Source organism: Chitinophaga ginsengisoli (assembly GCF_003014595.1).
Classification (GTDB): Bacteria; Bacteroidota; Bacteroidia; order Chitinophagales; family Chitinophagaceae; genus Chitinophaga; species Chitinophaga ginsengisoli.
The window spans coordinates 415,935-433,468 of record NZ_PYGK01000005.1; the positions used below are offsets into that span (position 1 = coordinate 415,935).

Annotated in this window: 15 protein-coding genes and 2 tRNA genes; 4 read left to right on the top strand and 13 right to left on the bottom strand. The window is 46.5% G+C overall.

Annotation, left to right across the window (positions count from 1 at the left end; translation table 11 throughout):
- The first annotated feature begins 38 nt into the window (after positions 1-38).
- Positions 39-644 carry a TetR/AcrR family transcriptional regulator gene (locus CLV42_RS15250; RefSeq protein WP_170117525.1) on the top strand — a complete coding sequence of 202 codons (606 nt, stop codon included), beginning with the start codon at positions 39-41 and terminating at the stop codon, positions 642-644.
- 147 nt (positions 645-791) lie between these two features.
- Here CLV42_RS15250 and CLV42_RS15255 read toward each other — a convergent pair whose 3' ends face one another.
- Together CLV42_RS15255 and CLV42_RS15260 are read right to left on the bottom strand one after the other, a co-directional pair.
- Complete coding sequence (locus tag CLV42_RS15255) at positions 792-4,220, bottom strand: PA14 domain-containing protein (protein WP_106602782.1); 3,429 nt, start codon at positions 4,218-4,220, stop codon at positions 792-794.
- A gap of 294 nt (positions 4,221-4,514) precedes the next feature.
- The gene (locus CLV42_RS15260; RefSeq protein WP_106602783.1) at positions 4,515-5,612 is read right to left on the bottom strand and encodes a Gfo/Idh/MocA family protein; all 1,098 of its coding nucleotides are present in this window, start codon (positions 5,610-5,612) and stop codon (positions 4,515-4,517) included.
- A 286-nt stretch (positions 5,613-5,898) separates the two neighbouring features.
- Here CLV42_RS15260 and CLV42_RS15265 point away from each other — a divergent pair.
- Both CLV42_RS15265 and CLV42_RS15270 read left to right on the top strand, forming a co-directional pair.
- A tRNA-Asp gene (locus CLV42_RS15265) sits at positions 5,899-5,970 on the top strand.
- Between the two features lie 11 nt (positions 5,971-5,981).
- Positions 5,982-6,054: transfer RNA gene (locus CLV42_RS15270), tRNA-Cys, on the top strand.
- 4 nt (positions 6,055-6,058) lie between these two features.
- Here the strand turns inward: CLV42_RS15270 and CLV42_RS15275 are convergent.
- The 4 genes from CLV42_RS15275 to CLV42_RS15290 form a co-directional block, all read right to left on the bottom strand.
- On the bottom strand, positions 6,059-7,168 hold the full coding sequence (locus CLV42_RS15275) for a leucine-rich repeat domain-containing protein (RefSeq protein WP_106602784.1): 1,110 nt from the start codon (positions 7,166-7,168) through the stop codon (positions 6,059-6,061).
- Between the two features lie 44 nt (positions 7,169-7,212).
- Positions 7,213-8,670 carry an SDR family NAD(P)-dependent oxidoreductase gene (locus tag CLV42_RS15280; RefSeq protein ID WP_106602785.1) on the bottom strand — a complete coding sequence of 486 codons (1,458 nt, stop codon included), beginning with the start codon at positions 8,668-8,670 and terminating at the stop codon, positions 7,213-7,215.
- 83 nt (positions 8,671-8,753) lie between these two features.
- On the bottom strand, positions 8,754-9,140 hold the full coding sequence (locus CLV42_RS15285) for a DoxX family protein (RefSeq protein ID WP_106602786.1): 387 nt from the start codon (positions 9,138-9,140) through the stop codon (positions 8,754-8,756).
- A gap of 19 nt (positions 9,141-9,159) precedes the next feature.
- Positions 9,160-9,621, bottom strand: a complete 462-nt coding sequence (locus CLV42_RS15290) for a hypothetical protein (RefSeq protein ID WP_106602787.1) — start codon at positions 9,619-9,621, stop codon at positions 9,160-9,162.
- Positions 9,622-9,752: 131 nt separating this feature from the next.
- On the opposite strand from CLV42_RS15290, the gene CLV42_RS15295 reads away from it, so the two are divergent.
- The gene (locus tag CLV42_RS15295) at positions 9,753-10,385 is read left to right on the top strand and encodes a MarR family winged helix-turn-helix transcriptional regulator (protein WP_106602788.1); all 633 of its coding nucleotides are present in this window, start codon (positions 9,753-9,755) and stop codon (positions 10,383-10,385) included.
- Positions 10,386-10,393: 8 nt separating this feature from the next.
- Here the strand turns inward: CLV42_RS15295 and CLV42_RS15300 are convergent, their stop codons facing one another.
- From CLV42_RS15300 to nuoH, 7 genes are read right to left on the bottom strand one after another with little or no spacing between them, the layout of a single operon-like run.
- On the bottom strand, positions 10,394-11,833 hold the full coding sequence (locus tag CLV42_RS15300) for an NADH-quinone oxidoreductase subunit N (protein ID WP_106602789.1): 1,440 nt from the start codon (positions 11,831-11,833) through the stop codon (positions 10,394-10,396).
- Positions 11,826-13,295: a complex I subunit 4 family protein gene (locus tag CLV42_RS15305; RefSeq protein ID WP_106602790.1), complete on the bottom strand. Its 1,470-nt coding sequence runs from the start codon at positions 13,293-13,295 to the stop codon at positions 11,826-11,828. Before CLV42_RS15305 ends, CLV42_RS15300 begins: the two co-directional genes overlap by 8 nt.
- Positions 13,292-15,181, bottom strand: coding sequence for an NADH-quinone oxidoreductase subunit L (nuoL, locus tag CLV42_RS15310; RefSeq protein WP_106602791.1), 1,890 nt, complete (start codon positions 15,179-15,181; stop codon positions 13,292-13,294). The genes CLV42_RS15305 and nuoL overlap by 4 nt, the downstream gene beginning before the upstream one ends.
- A 6-nt stretch (positions 15,182-15,187) precedes the next feature.
- Positions 15,188-15,496 carry an NADH-quinone oxidoreductase subunit NuoK gene (nuoK, locus tag CLV42_RS15315; protein WP_106602792.1) on the bottom strand — a complete coding sequence of 103 codons (309 nt, stop codon included), beginning with the start codon at positions 15,494-15,496 and terminating at the stop codon, positions 15,188-15,190.
- Positions 15,496-16,029 carry an NADH-quinone oxidoreductase subunit J gene (nuoJ, locus tag CLV42_RS15320; RefSeq protein ID WP_106602793.1) on the bottom strand — a complete coding sequence of 178 codons (534 nt, stop codon included), beginning with the start codon at positions 16,027-16,029 and terminating at the stop codon, positions 15,496-15,498. Before nuoJ ends, nuoK begins: the two co-directional genes overlap by 1 nt.
- 13 nt (positions 16,030-16,042) lie before the next feature.
- The gene (nuoI, locus tag CLV42_RS15325; RefSeq protein ID WP_106602794.1) at positions 16,043-16,558 is read right to left on the bottom strand and encodes an NADH-quinone oxidoreductase subunit NuoI; all 516 of its coding nucleotides are present in this window, start codon (positions 16,556-16,558) and stop codon (positions 16,043-16,045) included.
- A 26-nt stretch (positions 16,559-16,584) separates the two neighbouring features.
- Positions 16,585-17,532: an NADH-quinone oxidoreductase subunit NuoH gene (gene nuoH, locus CLV42_RS15330; protein WP_245901662.1), complete on the bottom strand. Its 948-nt coding sequence runs from the start codon at positions 17,530-17,532 to the stop codon at positions 16,585-16,587.
- Positions 17,533-17,534: the final 2 nt, after the last annotated feature.

Consider the following 17,534-nt stretch of genomic DNA (forward strand, 5'->3'; position numbering starts at 1 on the left):
CCATAATGTGTATATTTGTAGATAAACTTTCAGGTAACATGGCCAGAGCAAGAAATTTTGATGAGGATGAGGTGCTGGATAAAGCGATTGACATTTTCCGCCGGCAGGGATTTAAGACTACTACACCGGAAGAGCTGGTAACACATCTTGGCCTCAGCAGGTCTAGTTTATATAATACCTATGGGGACAAACGTTCTCTGTTTATAAGGTCCCTGCAACGCTACCAGGAGCAGACATCCAAAGCGCTGAATGATCTGGCAGACAGTGGTACAGATGCCATGACTGCTATCCGTAACATATTCGAATTTACCGTGGATAACTGTCTGCAGGATGATATGCCCAAAGGATGTTTCCTGGTGAATTCAATCGTTGAATTCGGGTCGGAAGACACTGAAACAGTAGCAGTTGTAAAAGAAAGTATGGAAACGAACAGGAACACGCTGTTACGTCTCGTTAAAAAAGGACAGAAAGAAGGATCGATCTCCAATATAGCCAAACCGGCTGCTTTGGCCGACTACCTGGTGAATTGCCTGTCGGGCATCAGCGTATCATCCAAAGCGGGTGCAGACAAAAATGCCTGTGAGGCAATCGTTAAGAACTCCCTGGCTATCCTGCAACCGCAGAAATCTCCGATACCAGCATAAACTAAATATTCACCGGATAGTACAAAGCCGCCCCAGATCTGAGGCGGCTTCTTTTCTTTTATAGTTGTGCTTATTTGAGGATTTTGTATTTCATCCATACCACATCATCTCCCATGTGTTGCAGGTAGATCGGTTTAAGATAGTGTCTTACTCTGCGCTCTTCACGAGGTGTTTGGTTGTCTTCACACCGTTTATGTCGAGCTGAATAAGATACATACCTGGTCGCAGGTTAGCAGTATTGATTTCCTGTCCGGAATAAATGATCCTGGATGGTGTGACCTGTCTGCCCAATGCGTCATAAATGATCATTCTGGCTTTTGGGGCACTAAACTTCAACTTAACATGAGTGGCCGCAGGATTAGGATAAAGCACAATGTCTTTGCCAGTTGCTGTTTTCTCATACGCAGTGGCTACAGTGCTGTTGGCAAGGGATAATGGTGTTGCGTATAGCTGGTTCTTTGGGATGATCTCCTTCCCCTGTGAAGCACTTGACCAGGATAGTTTACAGTTGGCTCCGCCGTTGTTTTCAAAGTATTCCAGTTTGATATCATACTGCTGACCTGCTGTTAATGTAATGGTACCGGAGTATTCAATATCCCAGTCATCCAGCCATTTGTCAATGATCAGCTGATTGTTGACCCATAAGCGTCTGCCATTATCGCTGGTGATATAGAAGGTGTACTGACCAGCATATCTTGGTTCTACTTTTCCTGTCCAGCGTACCGTATACCCGTTTGTGTTAACGCCTGTGCCCGGGGCACCTTCGCCCCAGTCAAAGTTGATGGTTGGATCAAGACGGGAAAAAACGAAGGTCTCGAAGTTCATACCATTGTAGTAGTTCCCTGTAAGACCATTACCATTACCCACAGGAGGAACAGAGAGCAGTTGCCATCTGGCGGAGAGCTGACCGGTGCCGGTATGTTGTACTACCTTTGCTTCTGGTGTTGTACTTTCATTCAGGGTAGAGAGCACTTTCCCACTGAGTACGGAAATGAATCTGTAATAACCGCTATCTGCCTGTACAGCAATGAACTGCTGATTGGCAGCTTCCTGGTTGGTCCATTGCCAGAGATTCACATCTTCATTCAGGCTGGATTGTGGAATATCCAGGCATTTGGCGCTGTGGTAAGCCGTAATGGTATAACGGCCATCTCCGAGATGTTTGAGCGTGAAAGTCTGGTTGGCTGCACCTGTACCATGCCATAGCTGTATGGGCGTGCCATCGCCTGTACCACCCAGGCCACCGCGTACATCGAGAAACAGACCACTATTTACGTTCTTAATAGTGTAAGAACCTGCCAGGCCAGGATTGCCGTTAGCCAGTACTTTAATAGAGCTGGCTTTATCATTCCAAGCGCTTCCCAAATTGGCGCTGGAGGATGTCAGTATAATAGAGTCACCGGCGAAGTTCTCATGCTCAAACAGGATCACTTTATAACCTTCCGCCACCTTCAGAGAAGAGACCTCGTCATTCTTCACCCCCTTCAGTTCAAGTCCTGCCAGCTTATAAGCGCCGATAGGAAGGCCGGCATGGAAGCCGCCATATTGTGCGTGCTCATAAACGGTCACAGGGCCGCTACTTGTATCAGGTCTGCTGTAGAGCTGTGCCCTTGGAATGATCTGCCGCGACTGGGAAGCGCTTTCCCATTGAAGATGACAGAACGCATCACCGTTACCTTCAGCATAGCGCAGCTCGATATCATATTTCTGACCGGCTGTTAATGTAATAGTGCCGCTGCGGGTGTAAGCACCTTGTGTTTCAAAGTCGTTGATGATAGGCTGGCCATTAACTGTGAGCTTTACACCATCATCGGAGTATACGTAGAAAGTATATTGTTCGGAATATAAGGGTTGCACCTGACCGGACCATTTTACCGAGTACTGATTATTGCCTAGCTGGGTCTGATCCGGAGAACCTGTGCCCCAGTCAAAGTCAATGGTACCATCCGTTTGCTGATATTTTAAGTTGTCGAGATGATAGCCACTGTAGTATTCCCCTTTCAGACCATTACCGGTGCCAACAGGTAAGCCTTTTAAGTTCTTACGGATCAGCCATACAAATTCATCGGGTGCGACTACACGTACATTGGGTCCGAGACGGTTGATACAATCCTGTACATCATCTACATCCCTTGACCAGATGTGTACGGAAACGAGGCTGTAACCATCTGCTGAATTGATATTGGTAGATGCCTGGTTTAATTGATTGGCGAGAGATTCGGGCGAAGAAAGCGTTCCCCATAATGTATATCTGCCACCGATAGATGGCTTGTCTTTGTACCAGTCAATCTGTCCATGACGACCGGTATAGTTAGCGCCATAGCTGTAATAAAACAGGGCGTCAATGTTATCCTGTTTCAGGTAAGCACTGGGATCGTTATCGCTGTCGTCGGCATCAATGATGTTCACAATACGCAGGTCGGCCTGCTTCATATACTTATTCAGCAGGGTAGTTTCGGTTTCCAGATCAGCATTGGGATAACGTCCTGGAAAGTAGTAGCTTCTTCCCGAAGGCCCGGCTATCAATACGTTCCTGCCGTCAGGTGTGGTCAGGCAGTTCTCAACATATTTTTCATATACCACCGGCGCCAGTTCAGAAAGGGAAGGAGAGATGGTCCAGCCCAGATTGACATGTGCGCGGGTGGGGTTATTCCAGTTGTTAATATTGTCATGAGAGCCTAAGAGCCATTGCACATTATCTCCGTCAGTAATCACAAAACAGACAGTGTGTACACCGGTCTTTACTTCAAAAGGTTTGATAGGATCTTTCTGTCTGAAGGTCTTCGACTTTGCAGGAATGTTGCTCAGTGCAGACATATTGGGCGCCCAGTCAGACGGGAGGATGCTCATGGATCTCAGTGAGAGCTGTTCTACTGTTTCATATTCTGCTGGTCCCCAGCCGAAGAAAGTGGCGCCTTTGTTCATGCGGTTATATACACTGGTAGCCAGTGTGCCGGAGGGAGAACTATCCCAGAACTGAAATGCCTTTGTGTAAGTGCTGTAGTCTCCCAGGGAGAATACGCGGTCGTCGGAGCTCTGTTGATAAGAGGCGATCTTCTGACTGAAAAGGTTACCGTAGTTGGCCAAAGCCCAGGCTTCATCCCTGGCGCGTACATCGAGCAGTAGCGTCAGGCCTGCATTGATGGCAGTCTGTTCGATATCGGCAGGAATAGCTACGGCATTCATCACACCTGCCAGTGAGATGGCTACATTGGTGGATTTGTCTTTCTGGTTGCACAGGATGTAACCTGACAACCTGTTGGCAAAGCGGTTGAGCAGTCCGGAGAAATTAGTGTAGTACGTGTCATTGATCTTTACGCCGGCGTTTTCTACCAATGTACGATGACCGGAAATGTCTCTGAGGATAGCGGGTTTCGTTTGTGCCAGCACTCCCATCAGGGTTTGCAGGGCAATCTTTTCGGAAGCGGCATAATTCTCAGAGGTAAGGAACAAGGTGTCGGGTACGGCAGAAAGCGGAAACGGGCTTCCCGACACCCTTGGAACGGGTGTCTGCGCCTGGGTAAACAGTATGGGCATCCATACAGCAAGAAGTGTGTAAAGGATTCTCTTTTTCATGATGGAATTGATTTGGGTTTGGTTACATGAGTACTTGTACGTGAAATGGAATTGTATGTAAGTGGAGGGTTCGGATAGTTTTCAGCTATTGCGAGCTACAGAGCGGGTTCACAGGTATTAAATATAATAACTGCGATGGGTATTTCATAGTGTTAAATAATCTTTATCAGCAGTTATCAGCAAGAAGTTGTACTGAATGCGCAATTATTATGGAGAGGGTAAAGAGAAAGGAGGTGTCCCATAAGTACTTGAGGCACCTTCTCTTTTTATAGGCTTTTTAGAATAAAAGTCTTCTTAATAATGCTGCCTCACGCCCGTTTCTCCGGCTACTTCAATCGCGTTCACCATCTCATAACGAATCACGGCATCTTCAAATGTGGAAGCCAGTCTGGTGCCCTCATTAATGTCTTTTGCCAGCCATGCATAATATTGCGCCTGGTTAAAGGCAACTGTGCTCAGGTCACCTTGTGGCAGGGCATAATATTTCTGTGGTACCTCCAATGCCTTCATCATATCATCATCTCCATGGCTTCCATGCACTGTTAAAGGGAACACAGACGGATGACCTCCTGGGGCAGTGATCAGTAATTCACCGGCGGTACCAGTGATCTCCCACTTAAAGTTCGTTCCTTTCAGCATACCTGCCCTGTAGTGTGCAGACATTACAGCACCAGATTTCAAGGTGCCCGCTACTGCTATCTGGTCGAACGCAGTCATAGGAAGTACCTCTCCTGTCTCGATGATGGTTGTTGTTTTACGTCTGTTGGCAGTTACTGCATTCAGTTCAGAAAACTCTCCCAATGTATCAAGAATGAAGTCCATAGCATGGCTGAATGAACTATGGATCATACCTGCGCCGCTTTTGCGATCTACTGTATACGCAAACTTCTGTTCCATCTGGTCGGTATAAATAAGCCCTGATCCGACCAGCGTAGTGGACAATACTTCGCCTACATATCCTTCTTTTATCAGGTCTTTCACGTACTGCACTGCCGGAATGGCCCGTGATTGCAATCCGATGGCCGTGCGTATACCTTTGTTCTTTGCCAGTTCAGCCAGCTCCTTTGTTTCTTCCAGGTTTAAGCCCAACGGCCACTCACTGAAAACGATCTTTCCCGCGTTAATCGCATCTGTTACCAGGGCACGGTGCTCAGCCACTTTTACGGCGATGACCACAACATCCACCTCCGGACTGTTGATCAGGTCATGGTTACTCGCATAGATAAAAGGTATATCATATAGCTTGCTCACATTAACAGCCTTGTCATGATTCCTGTTGCTGATGGCTGTTATTTCGTAATCAGGAAGTGCCTTTAAAGCGGGGATATGTGCTATTGTTGCCCAACTACCAACATTCACGCCTATGATACCTACACGGATCTTCTTTTTCATTTTTTATCATTTAGTGTTATAAAGCATTATGGAATTATGGTTCCAAAATTAGATAGTTTTTGGAATACAGATTCCAGAATAAGGGGGAAAGGGCGTTATTTGACAATTTTATGATAATTGGAATCGTAGTTCCATAATGAAGATATAAAATGGAAGAGAATGCGATCGGATCTGTCAGCGAAGCTTTGAGCACCTGGTAACTAACAATCACGGTGCGATTGAATATTTTAACGCGCAGTAAGAAATAATTTAAATAGTTAAATTATTATATATTTGCCCCCGCAATGGCGGGGTAGTTTAATTGGAAGAATGCCTGCCCATCAGGTAGGAGATATAAGTTCGAGTCTTATCGTCGCCTTTACACTTCATGGAGGATAATTTAACTGGAAAAATATCAGATTGCAAATCTGAAAATGTCGTCGGTTCGAGTCCCGCTCCTCCTCAACTTATCTGTAAACGCTTTTTATAGCTTTACTGTCAGGATGGATGTGATAAGCAGGCTTTTCAGGGAAGCCATCCATCGTGATCGTATTTACCCCCCTTTTTTCCATTTCTTTCTTCAGTATCACTTTATTTTCTTCCGGAAGATTAGTTCTGGTAAGATTGATGTTTTCTATCTGCGCCTGTTCCATAAAGTATTCCGTCAGCAGCTGTGCGGATGCAGGAGACAGTAGATTGGCTTTAGCCCCTAATACCCGTGTAGAAGCCGCGTAGCCGAGATCGAGGCTCCTGACACTTTTATTTGTTTTCAGTGCGGTAAACAGCAGCTGCATGCCTTTATCTGCTATGCCACAGCTGGCCAGACTCAGGTCCTGTAGTGTGGTGTTGGTGCTTAATGCCGGCGCCAGTGCAGCTACTCCTTCATCGCCAATGTTATTCACACTTAGGAATAAGGACTTCATATGACTATTGCGGAGCAGCATGTCATTTATGTGCTGCATGGTATCGGCAGTCAGATAGTTCCCGCTGAGATAAAACCGTTCTATGGTCTTATTCTCTGCGAGATATTGTAACAGTGTATGTAATTCCTCACCTACACAGGTATTGACAAGATCGAGTGTGCGGATATGTTTATTCTTTGACAGCAGCTTTATGAGTGATGCTACACTTTCTGCGCCGATCGGGTTTCTTTTGAACCAGATGCTTTTTACACTTTGGTTTTCTTCCAATGCTTCGCAGATGGCTTTGCAGCCTGTATGTTCAATATAATTGCAACCCAGGTAAACGGTTTGAATAGTGTTGTTTGTCTTCAGGAGATCGGCTACCGCCATGGCGCCGGGATTGCCGAAGGCATTAGTCCCTAACAGGATATGTTTTATAACTGTATTGTGCTTTAATGCAGCTGCTACCAGTTCAATGCCTGCTACTCCCAGTTTCTGTTTACACATATCCAGGCGTCCATCTGCTGTCACGGTGCCAACAGGGAACGCTTTATCTACGGCTGGCAGGGGCTCATTGCTTAACAGAAAGTCAATAACCGGTTGGAGCTCCTGTTTTGAAAAGGGAAAGCTAGTAACTACGTTATCAACCGGACAAATTACCTGTGCTGTTTGCATCTGAAATGGGTTTATTGTTTTTATACGATACTTATTAATGTTGCTTACCACGCGTGTGGCAGATAATCTTTGAGGAAATGACCGAACAATGGCAGTTCCGGTAAAGAGATGCCTCTCGCTATGGGATCGTAGATCCTTGCCATACCGTCTGTTTCATCCAGCGGAGGTACGAAACCTTCTTCCTCATACAGGCGTTCTTTTTTAGGATAAGGATTCTCCTGGGTGATCCAGCCGGTATCCACACTGTTCATGAATATCTGTTCCTGTGCATATTCCTGTGCGGATGTTCTGGTCATCATATTCAGGGCCGCTTTGGCCATGTTAGTATGAGGGTGGAATGGCGTTTTGGAGGTACGATTGAATTGTCCTTCCATAGCGGAAACATTGACGATAAATCTTCTCTCAAAAGGAGATCGTTTCATCATCTCTTTCAGCTGGCTATTCAGCATGAAAGGTGCCGTTACATTTACCAGCTGTGTTTCCAGCATTTCCCCCGGAGGTACGTCTTCGAGTCGCATGGTCCAGCTATTGCTTGTTCTCAGGTCTACCTGCTGTCGGTCTTTATCATAGCGGTTTTCCGGAAAAGCAGTAGCTGTTTCATATGGCAGCAGCTGTTGTTCATGGTTACCGGCAAGGAACTGGAAGGGTGTAGAGGAAGCAAGACATTGCCTCACTGCTTCCGGCAGCTTATCGGGACCACTCTCTTCAAATTCAAACAGGTGCCGGTAAAAGGCTACCGGTCGTTTGATGGTTTGAGCAGCGTTATTAATGAGGATGTCCAGGTGTGTTTCCTGCGTTTGCAGGTATTGTATAAAGCTGTTTACCTGTGTCAGGTTGCGTAGATCGAGTGTTACTATCTTCAACCGGTCACTCCATACAGAAAAATCTGCTTCCTGGCTGAAGCGCATGGCACAATCTTTCGCAAAGCGGGTAGTGACCCATACTTTGGCGCCATCGCGTAACATACGCAGGGCGGTGAGATAGCCTATTTTTATCCTTCCTCCTGTGATCAGCGCTATCCTTCCTTCCAGGTTGGCCTGCTGATGCCTGCGGGTATAATTGATGTCAGCACAGGAAGGGCAGAGCATATGATAGAAGAAATGTACCTGCTTGTAGGATGTTTTGCAGCTATAGCATCTTTGATATCTGGCCAGTTCCAGTGGTTCCTTTGTGGCCAATACTTCTTCCGTATCAGGTAGTTCGTATTTGCGATGCATCGCAGTCTGTGCGAGCACTACCTTTTTATCGTATTGTTTCAGTAAGCTTTGCCGCCGGGACAACTTCTGTACCTTGTTTATAGACAGGAGATGTGTTGATACGACAGGCTTGTTAAGTAGTGCTTCAGCAGCCTGCTGCTTATTATCTTTCTTGGCCCGCTTATAAAGTTTAGTGACCAGCCCTTTCAGGCTAAGGGTGTCCAGTGATTTATCAGGATCCCGGGATAGCACCTGCAATACCTTGATACACGTATCCCACTCTTCTTTTGTGAAATCATTTTTCATAGGAAGGGATCTTTAGATGGATAAAAATATAAAATATATATCTATCTAAAGAATCTGTGCTGAAATGTTTTGAAAACCAGTTATTAACTGGAGGGCTTTGATAGCCCCAGGCCATTTATTTTATAATAATAAAGATAGGAGATGACCAGGCTGACAAAGAAAAAGGTATGTCCTATTTCAAGCAGGACACTGTCTCCGCTGGACAAGTGAGCGATGGTAGCTGAGATAAGCGTGATAGCAAAGCCGAAATAGGCGAACTCCTTAATTCTATGTGGTATCATTGGGATTACCAGCGCCAATACCCCCAGGAACTTCGCCACTGTCAGTTCTATCCTGAACCAGCCTGGCAATCCCAGATGAGCAAAAGCTCCTTTCATTTCTTCATTAAAGGAAAAATTGATAGCGCTCCATAACATGACAGCGACTATAATGCCTGTCGCTATCCAGTAAATGATTTTATCTTTCTTCATCGTCTTTGTTTTTAATAAGTTAATTGAACTTGAAAACACTCAGCAGAATGATGGCAAAGAACATCACCAGCTGCGCGTAATGGAACAGGCGGAGATTATTCTTTATCCGTGATATTTCTCCGGCGTCATTGGCGTTGTCCGCTATTTTTTTCTTCAGGCTGACTACCAGGCGTCGGCCAATGATGATGTTATTCAGAATAATGAGTAGCACGATAGCGAATTTTATCCTGAACCATAATTGCTCACCAAATACACCATGGGTCATGGCCATCATACCTACACCACTGAGGATGATAGCGGCCATTCCCAGCCCCATCAGCAAAGGGAATTTTATCATGGTCTGTAACATGGGTTTTGCCGTAATAGCATCCAGTGCGTATTGTTTCCAGAATTGGCGGAAGGAGACAAAGTCGGCGGTGGTAGTCCCTGCAAACAGTACCAGCCCTACCAGGTGAAGTAACAGAAAGCTTTGAAAGATCATTGGATAGTGATTTAACTGATATAATATGTTTCGATTTCGTTGTTTGTTGTACAAATATATATCGTTTTCGTAGTAAATATACCAATTACGGAGTATTTATTTTATGTTTGCTTCGAAAACATAGTAATTGAATGAATAAAGCAGTGAAACTCATTAATGAATGGGGGGCTTTTGATACCCAATATCCGGACGGTAGTATTGAGGAATTTTGCCGGTATTACCTTGCCAGTCAAAAAGAGAAAGACGACAGGAAGCCCTTACCCAAGGGTAAATTCCTGCCTGTCAGCACGGATGGAATACTAATGCGTCTGATTGGAAGGATCTTTAAACTGCATGCTATCTATACAACTGCTGCTATGGAGGGGACTGGTATCAACACAGTAGATGAATATTCCCTGCTCAATACTGTACAACAACTGGATGAGCCAAGAAAGACAGAGGCGATCTATGCATCACTGCAGGAGCTATCTACCGGCACGGACATGCTGGCCAGGTTGCAGAAATTGGGTTACCTGACTGAGTATGCTGATAAAGAGGATAAAAGATCCAAACGGCTGAAGGTTACGCCGAAGGGTGAAAAAGTGTTAATAACCTGCCGAAAGAGGATGAGCCAACTGGCAGCGCTTATGTTCCATGATCTGAATGAAGATGATAAAATGCTGTGTTTTCAGTTACTGAAAGGAGTGGAAACCAAGTTTGCTGGTATCTGGCAGTCACATAAAGGCAAGGCGTTTGACGACATCTATGATGAGATAATTACATAGCAATAACCTTAATGCAGTAAAAGAAAGGTGCGTATGCCCTCCAGTGTAAGACTGGGGAATATGCCTAGCCAGCATATCAGTCCTGCCATAATCACCAACGTGATATAAGTAGATATATGGAAGAACGGATGTACCGGTTTGGGAATCGCTTCAGCAGAAACTGTTGTGGAGAACAGGGCATTGATGACACGCAGATAATAATACAGGCCAATCACGCTACTTAGTACCAACACTATCAATGGCAGCCAGACGGCCTGGTGTACACCGGCAGACAGTATAAAGAATTTCGCCAGAAAACCGGCAGTCAGTGGAATGCCTGCCAGGGACAGGAGCGAGATAGCCAGTACGGTGGCTATAATAGGTCTTTTCCACATTAGTCCATCGTATGTATGTAGTTCTTCCGCTTCATGTTGCCTGGAAGACATCAAAATGATCACGCCGAAGGCGGATAATAATGTAACGGAATAAGCAGCCAGATAAAAAATGGCAGCTTCTGTGCCGGCATCATTACCGGGAAGGAATGCGACCAGCAGATAGCCGAAATGTGCAATAGATGAATAGGCAAGCAGGCGTTTCAGGTTACGCTGCTGCAGCGCCAGTATATTGCCTGTTATCATAGAGGCAATGGCAATAACAGAAAAGATAGTGACAGCTAACGGATATTGTTGCAGATGGATGCTCTGGGCAAAGCGGAGCAACATCGCAAATGTACCTATCTTGGAAATGGTGGCAATGAATGCGGTGACAGGAGAGGGGGATCCCTGGTAGACATCTGCCGCCCAGAGATGGAAGGGCACCAGGGCCAGTTTAAAGCCTATAGCGACAATAATAGTGCCCAACCCCATCAGGAATAAAGGCGTTGATCCTACCTTTGCCAATTGTTCTGCAATACCGGAAAACTTCATACTACCTGTTTCCATGTAAATGAGCGCCATGCCAAACAGCAGGAAGGCAGAAGACATCGCTGCCAGCACAAGGTATTTCATACCGGCTTCCACGGCATTGTTCCTGTTGCGCAGGTAGGCGATCAATGCATACAGGCTTACGCTCAGCAATTCCAGTCCGATGAACAGCGAGATGAAATGCTGGCTGATAGTCAGTATGGCCGCACCCAGCGTGGCAAGGAAGAGCAGTATGTAATATTCTTTGGGGTTCTCTTCCCGTTCTTCAAAATAGATATATGAGAACAGTCCTATTACCAGTACCGAGAAAATGATCAGGCCCGTAAATACAGCGGCCTGTCCATCTACAATAAAAAGTGGTGGTATTTCCTGTGGCAATGCACCCCTGACATACCAGGTAGCGAAAACAACGAGGCACATCATCAGAAAGCCTACCACCTGGATAACAGTATGGCTTAAGCGGAAAGCAATCAGCAAAATTACAACGACAGATGCCATTGCCAGCACCATAAAAGGAAGCAGGGCTGATAATTGTAGCTCATTCATGGAGTAACGGATGAATAGTAGATAAATGTTGCACGGTATCTATAACAGGTTGCGGGAATAATCCCAGTATCACTATGCTGATGCTCAGCGCGGCCATAATAACCAGTTCCCGGGCACTGATGTCTTTTACAGGTTCTGTAAAGTGTTGTTGGCCCATAAATACTTTCTGTAGCATGCGCAGCGAATATATCGCTGAGAGGATCAATCCAAGTGTGGCGATGATGCTGAATGTTGGATAATTGGCAAATGCTCCCAGCAGCACAAAGAATTCAGCTATAAAATTGCCTAGCACCGGCAGACCGGCAGATGCCATGGTAAACAGTATCGCGATACCTCCCATGGCGGGCATGGAAGTCCACATGCCTCCCATACGGTCGATATCTCTTGTATGCAGTCTTTCTTTCAGCATGCCTGCCATTACGAAGAGCGCGCCTGTACTGAGACCATGTGTCAGGATCTGCATCACTACCCCCTGCATGGCGATGTTATTGAAAGAGAAGATGCCCACCAGCACAAAACCCATATGGCTCACAGAGGTATATGCGATCAGGCGTTTCAGATCGGTTTGTGAAAAGGCCAGCAGGGCGCCGTAGATAATACCTGCTACACCGAACAGGATCATCACGGGTGCAATGGCGACAGCACTTTCCGGGAAGAGTGGTAGTACGAAACGAATGATACCATAAGCGCCTGTTTTCAATAATAAACCTGCCAGCACAAGACTACCTGCTGTAGGCGCTTCTCCATGTGCATCCGGCAGCCAGTTATGGAAAGGCACTACCGGTAGTTTAATGGCAAATGCAATGAGAAACCCCAGCATGATCCATTTCGCTACGGTTGCATCCATGGCGGTATGCAGCAGACTAAAATAATCGAAAGTATACTTGCCTGTCTGGTCGCCGTGAACGAAATATAAAGCCAGTATAGACAAGAGCATCAGCAGGCTACCTACCTGTGTAAAGATGAAGAATTTGTAACCTGCATACCGGCGACGGGCATCCCCCCACAAGATGATGAGAAAATACATCGGTATCAGCATAATCTCCCAGCAGAAGTAAAACAGTATCATGTCCATAGCAATAAACACACCACTGATACCTGCCAATGTCCATAACAGGTTAAAGAAGTAAAAGCCTGTTTTTTCCTTGATCTCTTTCCATGAACAGAGCACTGCAAGGATGCCCAGAAAAAAAGTAAGGAGCAGTAATACATGGCTGAATCCATCCATGGCTACATGGAAGCTGATGCCTAATGCTGGTATCCAGTTTGCCTGGTGATTGATATACCAGGAGGTCTTGTCAGGGAAAGCCTGGTAGAAGCTGAAGAGCCAACAGGTGATCAGCAGATCAGCAGTGACAGTAAGCAGGGCAATCCATTTTGCCAGCAGGGGCGATCTTCGCGCCGCTATCCAGCTTAGTATGCCTCCTGCCAGTAGTATGCATATCATCCATATCAGTATCATAACAGTAATTGTAAGGTGATGATAAACAGGATACCTATCAGCACACCAGTTACATACCATCGCAGAGAGCCATTCTGGGAGACGGAGAAGATCCTGTTGAGATAAAGGTTGGCATTAGCGATGGCAGTATATAGTTTATCAGATACATCAGATTTATTAATGCCGGTAATGAACAGGAAGGGCCTTACCAGCAACATATCATAGAGCTGGTCAAATTTCCATCCTTTGTACAGGAAATGCCGCACGTTCATCAGACCTTCAGATTGCTTCCAACGCATGAGCAATTCGCTTTGTCCGTAGTACAACACATAACCTGTATAAATGCCGAGCAGGGATACCACTACAGCGATGAACTGGAACACGATTTCAGGTGGCAGGCCACTCTTCAGTGTTGTAGCGGGTAAAGCCTGTTGTACCAGTTCTGAGAAAAGGGAAACGTGCAGGATATTGTGCGGCCATTCTATCCATCCGACAGCTACTGAGAAGAATGCCAGGATGACCAGTGGAATGGTCATTGCCTTGCCCGGAAGATGGCCCGGCGTTGTTTTCATCTCTCCCCAGAAAACTACCAATATCAGCCTGGTGGAATAAAATGCGGTGATGAAAGCGCCCATCAATGCGAGGGTCCAGAGCACTGGATGACCGCCATTGGCGCTCCATGCATACCAGAGGATCTGATCTTTACTAAAGAACCCTGCAGTAACCAGTGGCAAGGCGGCCAATGCTGCTGCACCTATCGTGAACGTATAAAAGATGACAGGCATTTTCTTTCTAAGTCCGCCCATTTTAAAAATGTCGTGTTCATGGTGCAATGTTTCAATCACCGCACCTGCAGCAAGGAATAACAGGGCTTTGAAGAAGGCATGTGTGAAAAAGTGAAAGATCGCAGCACTCCAGGCTCCAACTCCCAGTGCAAGGAACATATACCCGATCTGGCTGATGGTGGAGTAGGCGAGTATTCTCTTGATATCCGTTTGCACCATTGCACTGCAGCCTGCAATAAACAGTGTTGCCGCTCCTATGATGGCAGTGACCTGCATCGCAATGGGGGAGAGTTCAAACAGTGTATGCATTCTTGCTATAAGGTAAACGCCCGCTGTTACCATGGTGGCTGCATGGATCAATGCACTCACGGGCGAAGGACCTGCCATTGCATCGGGCAACCATGTCTGAAGTGGGAGCTGTGCAGATTTACCGATCCCGCCTGAAAGCAGCAATAACGCGATCAGTGTAATGGTGTCGGAACCGCTGCCGAATTGCTGAGAGGCTTTTGCCAGTATATCAGGGATGTATAACGTACCCAGTTCTTTGAAAAGCAGAAAGAGGCCAATGATCATAGCGGTATCGCCGATACGGGTGATCACAAATGCTTTATTCGCCGCCCGGTAGTTGTTGGGTGTTTCATACCAGAAGCCGATGAGCAGGTAACTACACAGTCCGACACCCTCCCATCCCAGGTACATCAATACCAGGTTGTCTGCCATCACCAATGTCAGCATCGCGCAAACAAAGAGGTTCATGCTGGCGAAGAAGCGGGCGTAGTCTCTGTCCTCACGCATGAAGGCAACGGAGTAAATATGGATCAGGGCTCCTATGAATGTAATAATGCAGATGAAGACAAGCGACAGCGCATCCATACGGAGGCTGATGTTTGCAGATAAATTACTAGTGGCAAACCAATGCCATAACACCTGGGTATATGCACCTGTTTCAGGTGGCGATTGCAGGAAACCGGCACTGATAAGAAGCGCAATAAGTGCAGAAGCACAAATACTGCCGGCCCCGACACCTGCAATGAGGTTGCGGGACAGGTGTTTCCCCGCCATTGACAACACCAGGAAACCCAATAGGGGCAGGGCAGGTATCAGATACAGGTACTGTTGCATAAAAACTTAATCTTTTAGTTCTCTGAGTTCTTCAACATCCAATGTCTTATGCTGATGCTGGATCTGTAATACCAACGCCAGTGCAACAGACACTTCTGCTGCTGCCATCGCCAGTATAAACAGGTACATCACCTGCCCGTCCGGCTGCTGCCATCTGGAACCGGCGGCTACAAAGGCCAATCCTGCGGCATTAAGCATGATCTCGATAGAGAGCAGCATGAAGATGATATTCTTCCTTGTGAGCACGCCTGCCAGGCCCAATACAAACAGGATAGCGGCGACTATTAAAACCGTATGTGCATGTAACGTTGACATCAGTTCAGGTTTGGATATGTTTGAAGGAACCTGTGCAGGTTCTTTTTCTTGTGTTTACCGATATGTGCTGCTCCTACGATGCCCGTCATCAGCAGGAATCCTACCAGCTCCACGGCAATAACATATTCCCCGTAGAGCGATAAGGATACCTGTTTCGGCGTAACCACTGCAGCAGGCATACCGGTAGGATTATCCTGTAACAGCAATACAGCCATCTCTGCAAGTAACACCAGCGAGAGGATAGATGGGCCAAGCCATGCGCGTAGTTGCAGCCATTCTTTCTCCTGTTGGGCAGTCTGTTTACCCAGGTTAAGCATCATCACCACAAAGATGAAAAGCACGACAATGGCGCCTGCGTAAACAATTATCTGCAACGCTGCTGCGAAGGGTGCACCCAGCGAAAGGAACGTAACTGAAAGCGCCAGGAAAGACACTACCAGGTACAACAGCGCGTGGATAGGCTGATAACGTGTGATCACCATAATAGTAGACAGGATCGCAATGAATGACGATATATAGAAGATCAGTGACATATCCTTTATATTTTCAGGGTAATAAGCTTTTGATATCTACAGGGGTTTCTTCATCTTTCCCCTTACCTTTTTCTTTCACACCTGCATCGAGCCCCGCCACGTTATAGAAGTTATAACCGGGGTATTTTCCTTCACTGTTTATCAGCAGGTCTTCCTTTTCATATACCAGGTCCTGGCGTTTGTATTCCGCCATTTCAAAATCAGGGATTAGCTGGATGGCATATGTCGGACAAGCTTCTTCACAGTATCCGCAGAAGATGCAACGGGAAAAATTAATACGGAAGAATTCCGGGTATCTGCGGCCTTCTTCATTTTCTGTAGCCTGCAGTGCGATACAATCCACCGGACATGCGGCAGCACACAGATAACAACCTACACAGCGTTCACCGCCATCAGGATCTTTTGTGAGCACGATACGTCCTCTCCATCGTGGATATAAAGGCACTTTCTCTTCCGGATATTGTACTGTGACCTTTTTCTGGAAGAGATGCCGGAAGACCAACCACATTGTACGCAGGTGACTAATCATTATTATAAGTTTTATGTTATCGTCATTTAAGATTTCAGCCAGAGTGCAATAGCACCGGTAACCAGTAAATTGAGTAATACCAGTGGTAGCAGTAGTTTCCATCCATATGCCATCAGCTGATCATACCTGGGGCGTGGCAAAGAGGCACGCATCAGGATGAAGACGCCGATAAAGAAAAATGTCTTCAGGAAGAACCATACCACCGGAGGCAGGAAAGCTGGCCCCAGCCATCCACCAAAAAACAGTGTGACCGTCATGGCAGAAATCAGTGAAATGCCGAGGTATTCCCCGATGAAGAACATCCCGAACTTCATCCCGGAGTATTCCGAGTGGAACCCTGCTATCAGTTCACTTTCCGCTTCCGGTATGTCAAAGGGCAGACGATGTGTTTCTGCAAGTCCGGCGATAAAGAAGACAACGAACCCGACGGGCTGTGTAACAACAAACCACAGGTGCTGTTGCGCAGCTACAATGTTTGTCAGGTTGAAAGATTTACTCAGCATCACGACTCCCATCAGGGAAAGTCCCATGAATACTTCATAGGCGATCATCTGCGAGGCTCCACGTAATGCACCCAGCAGGGAATATTTGTTGTTGGAAGCCCATCCTCCCAACACGATGCTGTATACACCCAACGACGACATCGCCAGGAAGAACATCAGGCCAACATTCAGATCGGCAACCACGATGCCCGGCGCAAAAGGTATGATGGCAATGCCCATCAACACGCTGGCTACAACAATAGCAGGAGCAAGGATGAATACCCACTTATCTGCAAAGGGAGGGATCCAGTCTTCTTTAAAGAAGAGCTTCAGCGTATCGGCCAGTACGATGAAAAGTCCCAGCGGACCGGCGCGGTTAGGGCCTAGTCTGTCCTGCCAGAGGGCTAACAGCCTGCGTTCTACCCAGATGAGCCCTGCAGCGATATTCAGGAATACGAAGAGTACACCTAGAACGATCCATATGTGTTGCATTA